The sequence below is a fragment of the Methylobacterium sp. WL12 genome (assembly GCF_008039475.1).
Taxonomy (GTDB): Bacteria; Pseudomonadota; Alphaproteobacteria; order Rhizobiales; family Beijerinckiaceae; genus Methylobacterium; species Methylobacterium cerastii.
Genome location: NZ_VRUW01000009.1, coordinates 63,785 through 79,123, shown reverse-complemented (window position 1 = coordinate 79,123; position 15,339 = coordinate 63,785). Strand labels below are relative to the sequence as shown.

Genomic DNA, 15,339 nt, shown 5'->3' with positions numbered 1-15,339 from the left:
GGGGGGGCCGGTCTTCACGCCGGTCGCGAGGTCGGCCGGAAGGGAATCGCGTCGTTCCGCTTCCGGGCGGCACAACGGGCCGGGCGACGACCGCCTTGACGGCCTCTCGGTCGGCGTCTTCGTCGGCCTCCTGCGACCATCCGCACGCATCGTGCAGGTCCGCGTGCTGACGCTTCGTCGAGTACATCTTACGGGTGCTGAATACACCCTTCGGTTGTCGAATGAGACCGGATTCGAAGCTGTCCCGATCGATCGGGCGGCCCTCCGCAGACGGTACGCCGAATTTGAATATAGATTTTATACAAATTCATCGGTTTAAGACCTATTTTAATATCTGAACAAGAATTTTATATTCGTATGCTATAAACGGAAGACTGATTTCGGGCTTACGATCATGCGACTTCTCAGCAACGCAAAAGTCATCCTCAAGGTCGCGCTTCCGCTTGTGATCCTGTCCATTCTCACGGCTGGGCTCGGGCTCTACTCACGCGCGACGCTAGGCGACCTCGCCGCGCAGGCGCAGCAGATCGTGGACGTGCAGGCGACGCGGCTGGAAAGCGTCCTCAACGTTCGGATCAACGTGAACGAGGCCTCGATCCAGGCGCGCAACATCCTGATCGAGACGCGCGAGACCGAGATGGCGCAGTACAAGTCGCGCTACGATGCGGCGATCAAGTCCGCCTTCGAGAACGTCGACCGGCTCATCGCAATGTCCGACACCGCCGAGCGCAAGGCCGTCAACCAGACGCTGCGGGACACCATGACCGAGTTCTTCGCGATCATGGATCGCGCGAACCTGCACGGCATGAAGAACGACAACGAGACCGCCAGCAAGATCCTCCTGACCGAGGCGACCGTCGGCCTTGCGAAGGTTCGTGCAATCACCCAGCCCCGCATCGATCGCCCGACGGCCGAGCTCCGGCAAGCCCGCGACGCCGCCGAGCAGGCCGTCTCCCGAGCCTCCACCCTGCTGGTCGCCACCGCCGCCTTCGGCCTGCTCGGCGCGCTGACGCTGGCTTCCCTGATCGTCGTGTTCGGCCTTACGCGGCCGATGGGCAGCCTGGTGGCCGTGCTGCAGCGCATGGCCAAGGGCGATACCGAGGCCGAGATCGTCGAGGCGCGTCGCGGCGACGAGATCGGTGCCGTCGGCAAGGCGGTGGAGGGCATCAAGGCGATGGTGGCGCAGAAGACCGCCGGGCAGGCCGAGATCAAGCGCGGAGGTCACCAGCAACATCGCCGGCGTGGCGCAGGCCTCCGAGGAGACGGGGGCTGCGGCGACGCAGGTCCTGGGCGCCGCCTCCGAGCTGTCGCGCCAATCCGAGCACCTCGGCGTCGAGGTCGCGCGCTTCCTCGACACCGTGCGGGCTGCCTGAGGCGCGCCTGACGATCCGAACGCCCGCGCCGGCCGCCCTCCCCCCGCATCGCGCTGCGGGATTCACACGTCCCCGCTTCTGGCGGTTCGCCCTGCGCGCATCCCCTTTCCCCGCGCGCGGGGAAAGGGCTTTGCCGACCTCGTCGTCGGCAAAGCGAGGCGGCAGCCGACGGTGAGGGGGCTGATCCGAAGGAGGCTCATCCGTTCGCACCCCCTCACCGCCGCTTCGGCTGCACCTCCGCTCCTCGCACGGACGACGAGGTCCGTGCGGGCCTCTCCCCGCCCGCGGGGAAAGGGGGGAACCCGCAGGTCGTCCGAGGCCGAGATGAGATGTGAGCATACCGCAGCGCGTGGGCAGGCGGCCGACCGATAGCGGCCCGGCATTCGGTCGAGGCCGAAACCGGCCGCCCGGCGACGGCTCGGAGACGGTCTCAGATGGTGACCATGCCGCCCGTCACCGCGATCATCGCGCCGTTGATGTAGCTGGCCGAGTCCGAGGCCAGCATCACGTAGGGCGGCGCCACCTCGGCCGGCTGTCCGGGGCGCCCGGCCGGCGTCATCGAGCCGAAGCTCTCGACCTGGCTGGTGTACATCGTCGCCGGGATCAGCGGCGTCCAGATCGGGCCGGGCAGCACCGCGTTGGCGCGGATGCCGCGCTTGCCCAGGATCTTGGCGAGGTTCGCCACCATGTTGCAGAGCGCCGCCTTGGTCGAGGAATAGGCGAGCTGCTGCTCGACCGGGTTCTTGGCGTTCACCGACGCGGTGGCGATGATCGAGGCGCCGGGCTTCAGGTGCGGCGAGGCGGCCTTGAGGATGTAGAACATCGCGTGGACGTTGACGGCGTATTGCCGGTCCCAGTCGGCGATCTCGATACCCTCGATGTCGTCGGCCAGCACCTGCACCGCGGCGTTGTTGACGAACACGTCGAGCTTGCCGAATTCCGCGACCGTCCGCTCCACCAGCGCCGCGCAGTGGCCGGCATCCGAGACGTCGCCCGGCAGGAGCAGCGCGCGCCGGCCGGCCTTTTCGATCCAGGCGGCGGTGTCCTGGGCGTCGTCGTGCTCGTCGAGATAGGCCAAGGCCACGTCGGCGCCCTCGCGGGCGTAGGCGATCGCCACCGCGCGGCCGATGCCGGAATCGCCCCCGGTGATCAGCGCGACCTTGCCGGCGAGCTGACCGGAGCCGACGTAGCTGTGCTCGCCGTGATCGGGCGGCGGCTGCATCTCGGACGAGCGGCCGGGATAGGGGATCGGCTTGGCCTCGAAGGGCGGCTCGGGGCGTTGGGAGGCAGCGTTGGGCGAGGGCGTGTCGGGCATGGTGGTCCTTTCGGTGGGGCCGCGACCTGTCGGCGGGGCGCGGGCGGCGTCCCCTCGTGAACCCGCCGAGACGCGCACAGGCTCACCCCGCGTCGCCGCGCCGGATCGTCACGCCGGCGGGCCGTAGCTCATCAGCCCGTCGCCGAGCGACCAGTTTTCGCGTGAGACCTCGACGAGGGTCACGAGCACGTTGCCGGGCTTCACGCCCGGATCCCGCCCGAGGTTGCGGGCGATGGCCGCGTAGAGCGCCCGCTTCTGCGCGGTGTCGCGGGTGTCGTTGGCGATGATCTGGATCATCACGAGGTCGTCGTCCCGCGCGATGCCGAGGTAATTCGGATCGTAGATGAAGGCCGAGGCGGCGTGCTCATGGATCACGGTGAACTGGTCGTCCTCGGGCACCGCGAAGGTCTCGCGCATCGCCGCATAGAGGCCGGCCGCGAGCGCCGCGTGGAAGGCCGGGCTCTTGCCGGCGCGAATCGAGATGCGGGTCAGGGGCATGGCAGGGTCCTCGTTTCGGAGCGAGGACAGGATTGCGTCGCGTCGTGATAACGGAAAGATATGCTCTGCTATATCTGCCATAACGGATCGTTGTGATGCCGCCCCGCCCGCTCGACATAGACAGCGTTCAGGCCTTCGTGCTCACCGTGGACCTGGCGAGCTTCACCCGCGCCGCCGAGGCGCTGGAGACCTCGCAGGCCGGGATCAGCCTGCGGCTCAAGCGGCTGGAGGACCGGCTCGGCTGCCGCCTCGTCGATCGCACGCCGCGCAACGTCCGGGCCTCGGCGCAAGGCGAGCGCTTCCTGCCCGCGGCCCGCGGCCTGCTCGCCGCCCACGACCGGGCGATGGCCGACCTCGTCGCGGCGCCCCCTGCCCGTCTGGTCCTCGGGATCAGCGACCACGTCGCCGGCCCGGACCTGCCCGCGCTGCTGCACCGGCTCGGGCTTGCCGGTTCGGGCCGAGGTGCGGATTGCCCCCTCGCGCGACCTGATGCGCCTGTTCGATGCGGGCGAGCTCGACGCGGCGATCGTCCGGAGCGAGGACCCGGCCGAGGCGGGCGGTACGGTGCTGGCCGAGGAGCGCCTCGCGTGGTTCGCCGCCCCCGGCTTCCGGTTCGAGCCCGGCGCGCCCCTGCCGATGGCGACGCTGGCCGGCCCCTGCAACGTCCGGGCGGCGGCGCTCCGCGCCCTCGACGACGTCGGCCTGCCCTGGTGCGAGATCTTCGTCGGCGGCGGCGTCCTCGCCGTCGGCGCCGCGGTCGGGGCCGGGCTCGCGGTTGCGGCGCTAGCCCCGAGCGTTGCGCCGGCCGGCGCCCGCGACGTCGGCGCCGCGTTCGGGCTGCCGGCCCTGCCGCTCACCCGGATCGTGCTGCACGCGCGGGCGCCGGACCCGCGCGCCGCCGCGGCCTTGCGGACGCTGGCGGCTGCCTATCGCGGCGCGGCGCGCTGAGGGCTCATCCCTTGAAGGTCGGAACCGGCGGCAGGTCGGCCACGACGAGGGTGTCGCCTTCGAAGCCGCGCACCGTGCGCGTGCCGTCGAGGTTCATCAGAAGGTGCCGCCCCGGGGAGGCCCGGCGGATCGTCTCGGCGATGTCGGCGGCCCGTGCCAGCACGACGCCTCTGCGGTTCAACGGCAGGGCGACGACGGCGACGGCAGCGCCCTTCAGGCTCTGTTGGAAGGCCATGTTCTTGTCGTTGGTGAGCAGCACCGAATAGCCCGCCGCCTCCACGCGGCGAAGGAGCACGCCGTTCCACAGGCCGATCCAGGCCGGATCGAACGCGGCGGCGTCGAGACCGAGGGCCACGGAGCGCGCCGGCCAAGCTCCGCGGTACGCCCTCGTCCAGCACGACCTTCATGCGGCCTTCGGCGCCGCCAGACCGGCCGATGCGAGCTGCAGGACTTGCACGACGTCGCCACGGTCCAGCGTCGGATAGTCATCGAGGATGTCCTCGATCGACAACCCGTCCGCCAGGTTCTCGAACACCACCTCGACCGGGACGCGCGTTCGCCGGAAGACGCGGCGCCCACCCAGGATGCCGGGATCCGAGGTGATCAGGTCGTCCAGCGACAGCGGTTCCTCGCGCTCGGTCGTCATCGATCGTCGTCCGGCTCGTTTGTCGGTCCGCGCAGGATGCGGCGTTTACCGTGAAAACGAAACAGCCCGGCCGCGCGAACGGCCGGGCTGTCGTCGGGGCGGGGGCTTAAGCCCCCGAGTGGAATCGAAATCAGGAGGCGAGCGGGCCGGTCGCCTCGGCGCCGCCCTGCGCTTCCATCGCCTTCTGGCGGTAGAGGCCGACGAAGTCGATCGGATCGATGTAGAGCGGCGGGAATCCGCCGTTGCGCACAGCCTCGGCCACGATCTGGCGGGCGAACGGGAACAGCAGGCGCGGGCACTCGATCATCACCGCCGGGTGGACCTGGTCCTGCGGGATGTTGCGCATGCGGAACACGCCGGCATACTTCAGGTCGAAGGCGAACAGCACGTCGCCGTTGATCTTGGCGTCGCCCTCCAGCGTCAGCTCGACCTCGAAGTCGGCCTCGGCGAGCTGCTGCGCGTTGACGTTGACCTGGATGCTGATCTGCGGACCCTGGCCGTCCTGGGGCTGGAGCGAGCGCGGGGCGTTCGGGTTCTCGAAGGACAGGTCCTTGGTGTACTGCGCGAGCGCGTTGATCGCGGGGGCCTCGTCGGCCTGACCGTTGCCGTTCGGTGCGGGGGAATCGGCCATGGCGGGTCATCCTTCTCGAAAGATCGAACACCGGCCGCGGGCCGATGGCTAGGGGTGACCGCCTTGCCCGTGTGGTCGCGCGGTCGTTCAGCAGAGGCCCGGCGGCTAACATGCCCGCCCCCGGTGGACAAGCGAGGCGCCGGCAGCCGCGGATGCAGCGCGGGGTCTCCGTAGACGGCCGCCGTCCGGTGAGGCCCCGGCCCGGCCCGGCGCGACGACGCGGCCGGTGCGATCCCCCGCGATGCCGCCTGGAACCGGCCGGCGCATTGCCCCATATGCCCATTGCCCCCTATGCAGAGGGGGACGCGGCGCGTTCTCCGCGAGGCCGGCCACGCCCGCGGCGGATTCGTGCGGCATGACCGGACTCGCGTGCGACCCCTCTCGGATTTCCCGTCAGCCGCGCGCACGGGCCAAGGCTGCGGCCGCGGTCCGGGCTCCACGGCGGCCACCATCGGATCGGTGATGCAGGACAGCTTCGACGTGACGACGATCATCTTCCTGGCGCTCGCCGTCTTCGTGATCTGGCGGCTGCGCTCGGTCCTCGGGCAGAAGACCGGCGCCGAGCGCGCGCCGTTCAAGCCGGTGGACCGCAGCCGCACCGAGCCCCAGCCCGGCCGCAGCGAGGGCGACAACGTCGTGCGCCTGCCGGGCGCCGACCGGGCGCTCCCCGAGCGCAACGCCGAGACCCAGGCGCGCGACTGGCGCGGCATCGCCGAGCCGGGCTCGGCGGTGGCCCGCGGCCTGGAAGCGATCGTCCAGGCCGAGCCCGGCTTCGAGCCGCGCGCCTTCCTCGAAGGGGCCAAGGGCGCCTACGAGGCGATCATGATCGCCTTCGCCAAGGGCGACCGGAAGACCCTGAAGTCCTTGCTCTCCCGCGAGGTCGGCGACGCGTTCGAGCGCGCCATCGCCGAGCGCGAGAAGAATCGCCAGACGGTGGAGACCACCTTCGTCTCGATCGACAAGGCCGAGATCGTCGCCGTCGACGTGAAGAACCGCGTCGCGCAGGTGACGGTGCGGTTCCTCTCGAACCTCATCACCGCCACCCGCAACGCCGACGGCGTCGTGGTGGACGGCAGCGCCGAGGCAGTGGTCGAGGTGCCTGACGTCTGGACCTTCGCCCGCACGCTCGGCACCCGCGACCCGAACTGGCAGCTCGTCGCCACCGAGGCGGGCGCCTGAGGCCGTCCACGCAACCGATCGTTCCCGACCTATGGCACTCCGACGCCTCCCCCGCCCGACCGCAGCGTTCCGCGCTGCGGTCGCTCTCGTTTCAGGGATCGCCCCGGCCACCGCCGAGCCGCTGCGCGTCGGCAACGCCGTGCTGGAGCCGGTGGAGCTTGCCGCCCTGCCCGGCTGGCAGGCGGACGAGACGCGGGCCGCGTTCGAGGCCTTCCGGCGGACCTGCGCCGCGCCCGGCCCCAACCCGCCGCAGGCCGCCGGCGTCGCGGGCTCTCCTGCCGACCTCGCCGCCGCCTGCACGGCCGCCGCCGCCCTCGCACCGGATCAGGCGAAGGGCTTCTTCCGCGAGCGGTTCTCCGCCTACCGGGTCGTGCGCCCGGCAGACGGCACCGAGCCCGAGCGCAGGGCCGGGTTCCTCACCGGCTACTTCGAGCCGCAGCTCGACGGATCGCTGACCCCCGGCCCCGGCTACACGGCCGCCGTGCTCGCCCGTCCCGACGACCTCGTGACCCTCGGCCCCGGCGAGACCCGTCCCGGCCTCGATCCGGCTCTTCGCGCCGGGCGGCAGGGGGAGGCCGGGTTCGAGCCCTATCCCGATCGCGCCGCGATCGAGGATGGGGCGATCGCCGCCCGCACCCATCCGCTGCTGTGGCTGCGCGACGCCGTCGACCTGTTCGTGCTGCAGGTGCAGGGCTCGGGCCGCGTCCGCCTGCCCGACGGCACGGCGATCCGCGTGCTCTACGACGGAAAGAACGGCCGGCCCTACACCTCCATCGGCAAGCTGCTGGTGGGGGAGGGGCACCTGGCGCTGAACGACCTCAGCCTCGCCCGCTGGACCGCGTGGCTGCGCGCGCACCCGGACCACGCCCGCCGCCTGATGCGGATGAACGCCTCCTACATCTTCTTCCGAATCGAGCCCGTCGTCGACGCGGCCCTGGGTCCGCCGGGTGCGGCCGGCGCACCCTTGAGCCCCGGCCGCAGCATGGCTGTCGACAGCGGCCTGTGGCGCTACGGGCTGCCGTTCTGGCTGGACGGCAAGCTGCCGGGACAGCCAGGCAGCGGGCACCTCGTGATCGCGGCCGACACCGGCTCGGCCATCCTCGGCCCGGCCCGCGGCGACCTCTACGTCGGCACCGGCGCGGCCGCCGGCGTCGCGGCAGGCGACCTCCACACCAAGCCCGGATTCATCGTGCTGCTGCCGAAGCCGGCCGCGCCATGAGCGGGCTTATCGATGGTTCGCAGGCACCCAGCGATGCGCGCCTCGGCCCGCTCCCGCTGACCGACCGCGCAAATCCGGTTTTCGGCCCCTCCCCGTCATTCCGGGGCGCCGAAGGCGAGCCCGGAATCCAGAACCCCAGGTCGTTGTCCAGCCTGGCACGTCGGCGGCCCTGGATCCCGGGCTCTGCTGCGCAGCCCCGGGATGACGGGGAGGGGGTTGGATCAGGATCGACCCCTTCGGCTCCGATCATGGTGACCTGGACGACGGGACCTCGCGAGACAGGATCGCGCAGGCTCCTCGGCGGCTGCATGTCCCGACTCCTTCGCAGAGTTCCGGCATGAAACCGCCGCGTCGGCCGCGGGCGCTGTCGCGCGAGGATGCGCATCTGTGGGGGGAGATCGCCAAGCTGATCACCCCGCTGCGCGCCCGCGTGACGCTGCGCAAGCCCAAGTTAACCGTCGTGGACGCCACGCCCGCCGCGAAGGCGACGCCGAAGATTTCGCCGGCTAAGGGCATCGCCAAGAAGCTGGCGCCTGCACCGAAGCCCGTGCCGGCGATGCCGGTTGCCATCCCCGGCCCGGTCGCCGCGGTCGCGCCGGCGAAGCCGGTGAAGCGCGTGGTCCGGCTCGGCGCGGGCGCGCCGCCGGCCCCGGCCGCGCCGGTCCGCCCGGCCTTCGTCCCAGCCCCCGCCCCGCCCGGGCTGGAGCGTCGCGAGCGGCAGCGGATCAGCCGCGGCCTGCTGGCGATCGAGGGTCGGATCGACCTGCACGGGCTCTACCAGGCCGAGGCCCATGCGGCGTTGGTCGGCTTTCTGATGCGGGCGCGGGCCGCCGGCCACGCGCGGGTGCTGGTCGTCACCGGCAAAGGCGGCGAGGACGCCTACGCCGAGCGCGGCGTGCTGCGCCGCTCGGTGCCGCACTGGTTGCGCGGCGCGGACCTGCGTCCGATCGTGCTCGGCTTCGAGGAGGCCGCCCGCCACCACGGCGGCGCCGGCGCGCTCTACGTCCGCCTGCGGCGGCGTTGAAGGCGCGGGTTAACCGGCGCAGGCTAATCGGGTAGGCGAAGCGGGGAAGCGTTCGGGACCGGACATCATGCACGACGTCGTACGCGAGATCGTCCTCGACACCGAGACCACCGGCATCGATCCCAAGACCGGCGACCGGCTGATCGAGGTCGGCGCGGTCGAGCTCCTGAACCACATTCCCACCGGCCGGACCTTCCACAAGTACTGCAACCCGCAACGGGCGGTCTCCGAGGGCGCCTTCAAGGTGCACGGCCTGTCCGACACGTTCCTATCCGACAAGCCGCTGTTCTCGGAGATCGCCGACGCGCTCGTCGCATTCTGCGGCGACGCCCGCCTGGTGATCCACAACGCGCCGTTCGACGTCGGCTTCCTCAACATGGAATACGCCCGGCTCGGGGCGAAGGCGCCGCCGCCGATCGTGCTCGAGAGCGTGGTCGACACCCTGCCGATGGCGCGCCGCAAGCATCCCGGCGCGCCGGCAAACCTCGACGCCCTGTGCAGTCGCTACGGCATCGATACCAGCCGCCGCACCAAGCACGGCGCCTTGCTCGACGCGCAGATCCTGGCGGAGGTCTACATCGAGTTGCTGGGCGGCAAGCAGACCGGGTTCGACCTCGGCGCCGGCGCTGTAGCCGAAGCGGTCGCCGACTTCGGCGCCGAGAGCGTCGTCCGCACGGCCCGCACCACCCGCGCCCGCCTCACCGACGCCGAGCGCGCGCGCCACGCCGCCTTCCGCGCAAGCCTCGGTGGCAACGCGATCTGGGCCGAGTACATCGGCGAGGATTCTGCGGTCTGACGATGGTCGATCGGTTTACACGCCCGCGGGGATCACGAGGTCCCGGTGGACCTGTCCGATTGTCCGCCCAAAGCGTCCATGGCGGCTTCGGGCATCCGCGAGACGACGACGAGGAGAGCCGCCGCCGGTTCTAGGGTGACGCGTCCCTGTTCCCAGTTGCGCCGGGTGCCGAGGGGAATGCGCAACGCCGCGGCGATTTCCTTCTGCGTCAGCCCCAGACGCACGCGAAGCGCCTGGGACGACTCGACCACGCGGGCGACATCCGGCACGGGAAGGTCGCCGTAGCCGTCTTCGCTCCGGTACGCCTCGATCTGCGCCTCGGTGGTTGCGTCCAGCTTGGCTCGATCGACCGGCGGCGCACGCGTGCGGAGTTCGCTCAGACTGATCTTCGTCACAAGGCACACTCCTTCCGATGCGACGGCCATGTGGTGATGATCCAACGGATCGGCGCGCCCGCTTCCGTCGTCCGGTCGACGTAGACCACCGTGTAGAACGTGCCGTCCCGGACGCCGACCGCGACCATCCGGATCTCACCGTCATCCGTCCGGGTGTCCTGCCACGCGACCACCGGATCGAGGAAGATCCCGGTCGCATCCGCGAAGCCGCAGCCGCGCGTGCTCGCTCCTTGCGGGGCTGGTCCTCCGCCCCATGACCGATCTGCCGCATCACGTCTTGGTGCGCTGCCGCAAAATCGTATTGCAATGCAAAAACCGCTTCCCATATGCCATCCACACGGATGGTGACGGGATGGTCGCGATGATGGAAGCGATGGTGCGGCCCAGAACCGCGAAGGTGCCGGCCCGGCAGCACGACAGCGAGAAGATCACGATCAACCTCGGGCATGTCGATCTCGGGCATGTCGACCTCCTCGTCGCGGAAGGGCTGTTCTCGAACCGCAGCGACTTCATCCGCACCGCGATCCGCAACCAGATCGAGCGGCATGCCGACGTGACGCGCCAGTCGGTGGCGCGGCGCAGCGTCGAGCTCGGCCTGCGCCACATTGACCGGGCGAGCCTCGAGGCGGCGCGGGCCGAGGGGCGAATGCTCGACATCCGCGTGCTCGGCCTCGCCACCATCGCCACAGACGTGACCCCCGAACTCGCCCGTGCGGCGATCGCCTCCCTCGACGTGCTCGGCAGCCTCCAGGCCAGCCCCGCCGTCCGCGCCGCCCTGGCCGACCGGCTGCGCTGAGCCGCCCCGCCCTTTCCGATCCGCCCCCGGCGATCCGAGGACATCCCATGACCGATCCTTCCGAGCAGATGCGCGACCGCTTCGCCGACATGATGGAGGCGACCCGGCTCACCGGTGCGGGACGCCTCGCCGAGGCGACCGACCTGATCCAGCGCAGCCTCGGCGGCCTCGCGCCGCCGCGGGACGCCCCGAAGGCGATCGAGCCGCCGACCCTCGACCTGACCGCCGAGCGCGTCGACGCCCCCCCCCGTGCCGCGTCCTGGACGCAGGCGACGGCGCAGCCCCAGGCCTCCACCAGGACCGAGAGCGCGCCGAAAAGCGAGACTACGACGAAGACCGAAGCCGGGCTCGCCGGCCCGATCCCCGAGAAGCTGCGTGCCGCCGTGGATGGCGTCGTGCGCGGGCTGGCGCCGGTGCTGAAGGGGTTGGCGACCAAGGGGCTGACGCCCAAGGGCCTGGCCCCGCAGGCTCCAGGCTTCGGCTTCGCCAAGCCGCAGACGCCTGACCGGTCGGCCGAAACCGCCGCGGGCGCAGGTTCGGTCGTCACCAAGAGCTTTGCCGGACCGGCGGGGACGCGCGAGTATCGCCTATTCGTCCCGAGCCAGCCGCATGTTCCGGCGGCCCTCGTGGTGATGCTGCACGGCTGCAACCAGACCGCGGACGACTTCGCCGTCGGCACCGGCATGAACCGGCTGGCGGAGCGCGAAGGCCTGTTCGTCGCCTACCCGGTCCAGACCGGCCGCGCCAACGCGCAGCGCTGCTGGAACTGGTTCGAGCCGCGCGACCAGGGCCGCGAGACCGGCGAGGCCGCCATCATCGCCGGCCTCACCCGCGCGGTCATGGCCGATCACGCGATCGACCCGAGCCGCGTCTTCATCGCCGGGCTCTCGGCAGGCGGGGCGGCGGCGGCCAACATCGCCCGAGCCTTCCCCGACCTCTACGCCGCGGTCGGCGTGCATTCCGGGCTCGCGGCCTCCTGCGCCCGCGACGTCGGCTCCGCGATGATGGCGATGCAGATGGGCGCGCCCGGCCCCGGCGGTGGCGCCCACGTGCCGACCATCGTCTTCCACGGCGAGGACGACACCACGGTGAGCATCCGCAACGCCGACCAAGTGCTGGCCCAGGCGGGCGCCGCCGCGCTGACGCCCGCGCGCGAGCGTTTCGACGGCGACGGCCGCCCCTACACCCGCACGCGCTACGCGGACGCGGCGGGCCGAGTGTTGCTGGAGGATTGGCGGGTTCGTGGCGCTGGCCACGCCTGGTCGGGTGGGGACCGGGCTGGCAGCTTCACCGACCCGCAGGGGCCCGACGCCTCGCGCGCCATGCTCGACTTCTTCGCCGCGCATCCCAAGGGGTTTTGAGGGCAGGGGGCGCGGGTCGTCGACGGCCTGCGCCCTCTCGTTCGGCATCCATCGTTCATACGGTTTCCGATCGATGGCTTCGCCGGCGCGACGTTTTCCCGGACGCCCGGAGCGTCGGCGGAAGGTGATCCGGGACCCGGCATCATCAAGGGCCGCGTCAGCGGCTCGATCCGAACGGCGCAAGGTTTCGACGCTTCGCGATGCCTTCTGCTGGGTCTCGGATCGGGTTCCGCTGACGCTTCACCCGTCCGGGAAAACGGGCGCGGTGCTCACCGAGCTAATCCACCGGAAATCGTATCAGACCGGGACGTTGTCGATGAGCCGCGTCTTGCCGAGGTAGGCGGCGGCGAGCACGCGGGCAGGGCCGTCGACCCGGGCGAGCGGCGCCAGCGTCTGCGCATCGCAGACCGCGAGGTACTGCACCGAGAACCCTGCCGCCTCCAGGGCGGCGACACCCTGCGAGATGGCAGGCGCCGTCTCTGCGCCGTCCCGCGCCTCCGCCGCGATCCGCGACAGCACCGCGTGGAGCGTCGGCGCGGCCGCCCGCTCGGCGGGCGCGAGGTAGCGGTTGCGCGAGGACAGGGCGAGGCCGTCCGCCTCGCGGACCGTCGGCATGCCGTGGATCGCGACGCCCATGTCGAGGTCGGCCACCGCGCGGCGGATCACCTGCAACTGCTGGAAATCCTTCTCGCCGAACAGGGCGGCGTCCGGCCGGACCTGGTTGAGGAGCTTCGTCACCACCGTGGCGACGCCGGAGAAGTGGCCGGGCCGGAACGCGCCGCACAGGCCCTCGGTGAGGCCGCCGACCGTGATCTGCGTGGCGAAGCCGGGCGGGTACATCGTGCCGGCCTCCGGCATCCAGGCCAGGTCCGCTCCTGCCTCGCCGAGCATCGCGAGGTCGCTCGCGGCGTCGCGCGGATAGCGGGCGAAATCCTCGGTCGGGCCGAACTGGGTCGGGTTGACGAAGACGCTCGCCACCACGCGCGCGCCCAACGTCCGCGCATGGGCGACCAGCGCGAGATGGCCGCGATGTAGCGCCCCCATGGTGGGCACCAGCACGACGCGCTCCCCTTTCGCGCGCCATGCCGCCACCGTTTCCCGCAGGGCGGCGGGATCGGAGATGGCCCGCGTGTCGGCGGTGGATCGAGAGGGCATGGGCGGCTCCGGCGAGGTCGGCGGACGCTGCCTTAAGCTGCCTCTCCCCGGCATGCCAGCATCGCCCGTCGATTTGTCGAGATCCGTCGACTCACCGAGAACCCTAGCGGACGAGGTCTGCGATCGCCGTCACCGGCAATACGGCAGCAGCGGCCGGCCGAACGGATCGTCGACGCCCAGCGGCGGCGTGAAGCCGTAATAGCTCGGCTTCGACAGGCCGTAGGTCGATCCGACGTAGCTCGGGTCGTCGGGAGCGTTGGTCGGCACCGGCACGCGGCGCGGCAGGCAGCCGGCGCGACGCACGGGCAGGGGGCGAGCCTGCAGGACGTTGTCGCTGCCGTCGCCGCGGGGGAAGTAGCGCGGGGCGTTGCTCGGCAGGTCGTAGGTCGGCGCAGGCTCGGCGCCGAACAGGTCGGCCGCATTCGCCGGCGCGGCGGCGAGACCGCAGACGAGAGCCGGGATCATCCATGTCGCGCGCATGCGCCCGTCGTCCCCTCAGGTCCCGTTTCGCGGCGTTCGGGCACGCGGCGCAACTGTCGGCCGTTAAGGTGAATCGAACGTTACCGCTCGGCCAGCACGACCACCTGCGCCTGCAGCGCGGCGACCAAGTCGGTGGTCGCGAGACGCAGCTGCAGGCCGCGTCCGCCGCCGTTGACGTGGATCTCCGGTCGGTCCGCCAGCGAACCTTCGTCGATCAGCACCGGCACCCGACGCTTGGCGCCGAACGGGCTGATGCCGCCGACATGGTAGCCGGTGATCCGCTCGGCCTCCGGCGGCTTCAGCATCGCCGCCGCCTTGCCGCCCATCGCGGAGGCGACCCGCTTCATCGCCACCTCCTTGTCCGAGGCGACGAGCAGGCAGACCGGTTGGCCGTCGACCGCAGCCATCAGGGTCTTCAGGATGCAGCCAGGCTCGACGCCGAGCGCGTCGGCAGCTTGAAGGCCGATGCGGGGGGCCTCCGCGTCGTAGGCGTAGGCCACCATCGCGTAGGCGATGCCGGCCTTGTCCAGGGCGCGGGAGGCGGGGGTCGCCCGCGGCGTCGCTTTCGCCATCACAACGCCTCCACGAGGATGCGGCCGATCTCGGCATGGGCCGCGTCGCGCGTCGCCGGCGGCGCCTCCGAGCCGGTCAGGAAGAGACCGGCGAGGATCGGCGGACGCCCGGGCGGATGCAGGATCGCCACGACGTTCGACGTGGCGTTGTCTCCGCTTCCGGTCTTGTCGCCGACCGTCCAATCGAGCGGAAGGCCGGCGCGGAGCTTCGTTCGGCCGGTCTCGCACGCGACCATCCAGCCTTCCAGCCGCGCGCGGTGCGGCGGGGTCAGCACATCGCCGAGGAGGCAGCGTTCCAGGGTGCCGGTGATCGCGGACGGGCTCGTGGTGTCGCGCGGATCCCCCGGCAGCGCGGTGTTCAGGGTCGGCTCGGTCCGGTCCAGGCGCGTCACCGCATCGCCCTGCCCGCGCAGCCAGGCGGTGAGCGCGGCAGGACCGCCGAGGGCGTCGAGCAGGAGGTTCGCCGCCGTGTTGTCGCTCCATACGATCGCGGCGGCGCAGAGGGCCTCGACGGTCAGCTCCGCGCGCGCGCCGCCCGCATTCGCGAGGGCGGCGCGCGTCACCGGGCCGTAGCTTTGCAGGTCGGCAGCGGCGTAGGCGATGCGGCGATCGAGGGTTTCGGCGCCAGCTGCGGCGCGCGCCAGGATCGCAGCCGCGGCGAGAACCTTGAAGGTGCTGCACATCGCAAACGCCTCGCCCGCACGGTGGCCGAGGAACACGCCCGAGGCATCCCGGAACGCGACGCCGACCCGCCCGCCGAGCCGCGCCTCGACCGCCACGATCCGGGCGGCGGCCGCCGCGAATCGATCCTCCGCATGGGCGGTGAGGGCAGGTGCCGCCAGCGCCAGGCCGGCGACGACGGTGCGACGGGTATGGACCATGGCGTCATCATCCCTAGCTGCGCTTCGCGGGCGCCCGGTTTGCGCATCGCCCTCCGGCGAGGCAAGCCCA

The 15,339-nt window shown here is 71.5% G+C and carries 17 protein-coding genes and 2 pseudogenes; 8 read left to right on the top strand and 11 right to left on the bottom strand.

All coding sequences use genetic code 11. The features are described from left to right. The first annotated feature begins 394 nt into the window (after positions 1 to 394). A complete protein-coding gene (locus tag FV226_RS05995; RefSeq protein WP_246685587.1) occupies positions 395 to 1,384 on the top strand; it encodes a HAMP domain-containing protein in 990 nt (329 codons plus the stop codon). An 88-nt stretch (positions 1,385 to 1,472) separates the two neighbouring features. Here the strand turns inward: FV226_RS05995 and FV226_RS28510 are convergent. The 3 genes and pseudogenes from FV226_RS28510 to FV226_RS05975 form a co-directional block, all read right to left on the bottom strand. Continuing rightward, positions 1,473 to 1,663: pseudogene (locus FV226_RS28510) on the bottom strand (hypothetical protein); the annotation flags it as partial. A 140-nt stretch (positions 1,664 to 1,803) separates the two neighbouring features. Then, positions 1,804 to 2,688, bottom strand: coding sequence for an SDR family oxidoreductase (locus tag FV226_RS05980; RefSeq protein ID WP_147762171.1), 885 nt, complete (start codon positions 2,686 to 2,688; stop codon positions 1,804 to 1,806). 108 nt (positions 2,689 to 2,796) lie between these two features. Then, positions 2,797 to 3,186, bottom strand: a complete 390-nt coding sequence (locus tag FV226_RS05975; protein ID WP_147753979.1) for a tautomerase family protein — start codon at positions 3,184 to 3,186, stop codon at positions 2,797 to 2,799. A 95-nt stretch (positions 3,187 to 3,281) separates the two neighbouring features. On the opposite strand from FV226_RS05975, the pseudogene FV226_RS05970 reads away from it, so the two are divergent. Beyond that, a pseudogene (locus FV226_RS05970) lies at positions 3,282 to 4,134 on the top strand (LysR family transcriptional regulator). Between the two features lie 4 nt (positions 4,135 to 4,138). On the opposite strand, the gene FV226_RS05965 reads toward FV226_RS05970, so the two are convergent. The 3 genes from FV226_RS05965 to secB all read right to left on the bottom strand — a co-directional run bounded on the left by FV226_RS05965 (position 4,139) and on the right by secB (position 5,411). Next, entirely contained in the window at positions 4,139 to 4,489 is a 351-nt protein-coding gene (locus FV226_RS05965) for a hypothetical protein (protein WP_246685612.1), read from the bottom strand. A gap of 48 nt (positions 4,490 to 4,537) precedes the next feature. Next, on the bottom strand, positions 4,538 to 4,780 hold the full coding sequence (locus FV226_RS05960; RefSeq protein WP_147762170.1) for a DUF433 domain-containing protein: 243 nt from the start codon (positions 4,778 to 4,780) through the stop codon (positions 4,538 to 4,540). 130 nt (positions 4,781 to 4,910) lie between these two features. Next, positions 4,911 to 5,411 carry a protein-export chaperone SecB gene (gene secB / locus FV226_RS05955; protein ID WP_147754730.1) on the bottom strand — a complete coding sequence of 167 codons (501 nt, stop codon included), beginning with the start codon at positions 5,409 to 5,411 and terminating at the stop codon, positions 4,911 to 4,913. A gap of 462 nt (positions 5,412 to 5,873) precedes the next feature. Here secB and FV226_RS05950 point away from each other — a divergent pair, with 462 nt between their 5' ends. The 4 genes from FV226_RS05950 (at position 5,874) to dnaQ (ending at position 9,629) form a co-directional block, all read left to right on the top strand. Beyond that, the gene (locus FV226_RS05950; RefSeq protein ID WP_147762169.1) at positions 5,874 to 6,590 is read left to right on the top strand and encodes a Tim44/TimA family putative adaptor protein; all 717 of its coding nucleotides are present in this window, start codon (positions 5,874 to 5,876) and stop codon (positions 6,588 to 6,590) included. Between the two features lie 31 nt (positions 6,591 to 6,621). Beyond that, entirely contained in the window at positions 6,622 to 7,809 is a 1,188-nt protein-coding gene (locus FV226_RS05945; RefSeq protein ID WP_147762168.1) for a murein transglycosylase A, read from the top strand. A gap of 337 nt (positions 7,810 to 8,146) precedes the next feature. Continuing rightward, positions 8,147 to 8,833 carry a Smr/MutS family protein gene (locus tag FV226_RS05940; RefSeq protein ID WP_147762167.1) on the top strand — a complete coding sequence of 229 codons (687 nt, stop codon included), beginning with the start codon at positions 8,147 to 8,149 and terminating at the stop codon, positions 8,831 to 8,833. 67 nt (positions 8,834 to 8,900) lie between these two features. Beyond that, positions 8,901 to 9,629, top strand: a complete 729-nt coding sequence (dnaQ, locus tag FV226_RS05935) for a DNA polymerase III subunit epsilon (RefSeq protein ID WP_147762166.1) — start codon at positions 8,901 to 8,903, stop codon at positions 9,627 to 9,629. Between the two features lie 32 nt (positions 9,630 to 9,661). Here the strand turns inward: dnaQ and FV226_RS05930 are convergent, their stop codons facing one another. Further along, positions 9,662 to 10,054, bottom strand: coding sequence for a transcriptional regulator (locus tag FV226_RS05930; RefSeq protein ID WP_210246500.1), 393 nt, complete (start codon positions 10,052 to 10,054; stop codon positions 9,662 to 9,664). A 331-nt stretch (positions 10,055 to 10,385) separates the two neighbouring features. On the opposite strand from FV226_RS05930, the gene FV226_RS05920 reads away from it, so the two are divergent. Then, positions 10,386 to 10,820, top strand: coding sequence for a CopG family transcriptional regulator (locus tag FV226_RS05920; RefSeq protein WP_187277478.1), 435 nt, complete (start codon positions 10,386 to 10,388; stop codon positions 10,818 to 10,820). Positions 10,821 to 10,867: 47 nt separating this feature from the next. Beyond that, on the top strand, positions 10,868 to 12,181 hold the full coding sequence (locus tag FV226_RS05915) for a PHB depolymerase family esterase (protein WP_147762164.1): 1,314 nt from the start codon (positions 10,868 to 10,870) through the stop codon (positions 12,179 to 12,181). Between the two features lie 297 nt (positions 12,182 to 12,478). On the opposite strand, the gene panC is transcribed toward FV226_RS05915, so the two are convergent. From panC to bla, 4 genes are all read right to left on the bottom strand, one after another. Further along, on the bottom strand, positions 12,479 to 13,336 hold the full coding sequence (gene panC / locus FV226_RS05910; RefSeq protein ID WP_147762163.1) for a pantoate--beta-alanine ligase: 858 nt from the start codon (positions 13,334 to 13,336) through the stop codon (positions 12,479 to 12,481). Positions 13,337 to 13,465: 129 nt separating this feature from the next. Continuing rightward, positions 13,466 to 13,816 carry a hypothetical protein gene (locus FV226_RS05905; protein ID WP_147762162.1) on the bottom strand — a complete coding sequence of 117 codons (351 nt, stop codon included), beginning with the start codon at positions 13,814 to 13,816 and terminating at the stop codon, positions 13,466 to 13,468. 80 nt (positions 13,817 to 13,896) lie between these two features. After that, a complete protein-coding gene (locus FV226_RS05900; RefSeq protein ID WP_147762161.1) occupies positions 13,897 to 14,388 on the bottom strand; it encodes an aminoacyl-tRNA deacylase in 492 nt (163 codons plus the stop codon). Beyond that, positions 14,388 to 15,269, bottom strand: a complete 882-nt coding sequence (bla, locus tag FV226_RS05895) for a class A beta-lactamase (RefSeq protein WP_147762160.1) — start codon at positions 15,267 to 15,269, stop codon at positions 14,388 to 14,390. Before bla ends, FV226_RS05900 begins: the two co-directional genes overlap by 1 nt. Positions 15,270 to 15,339: the final 70 nt, after the last annotated feature.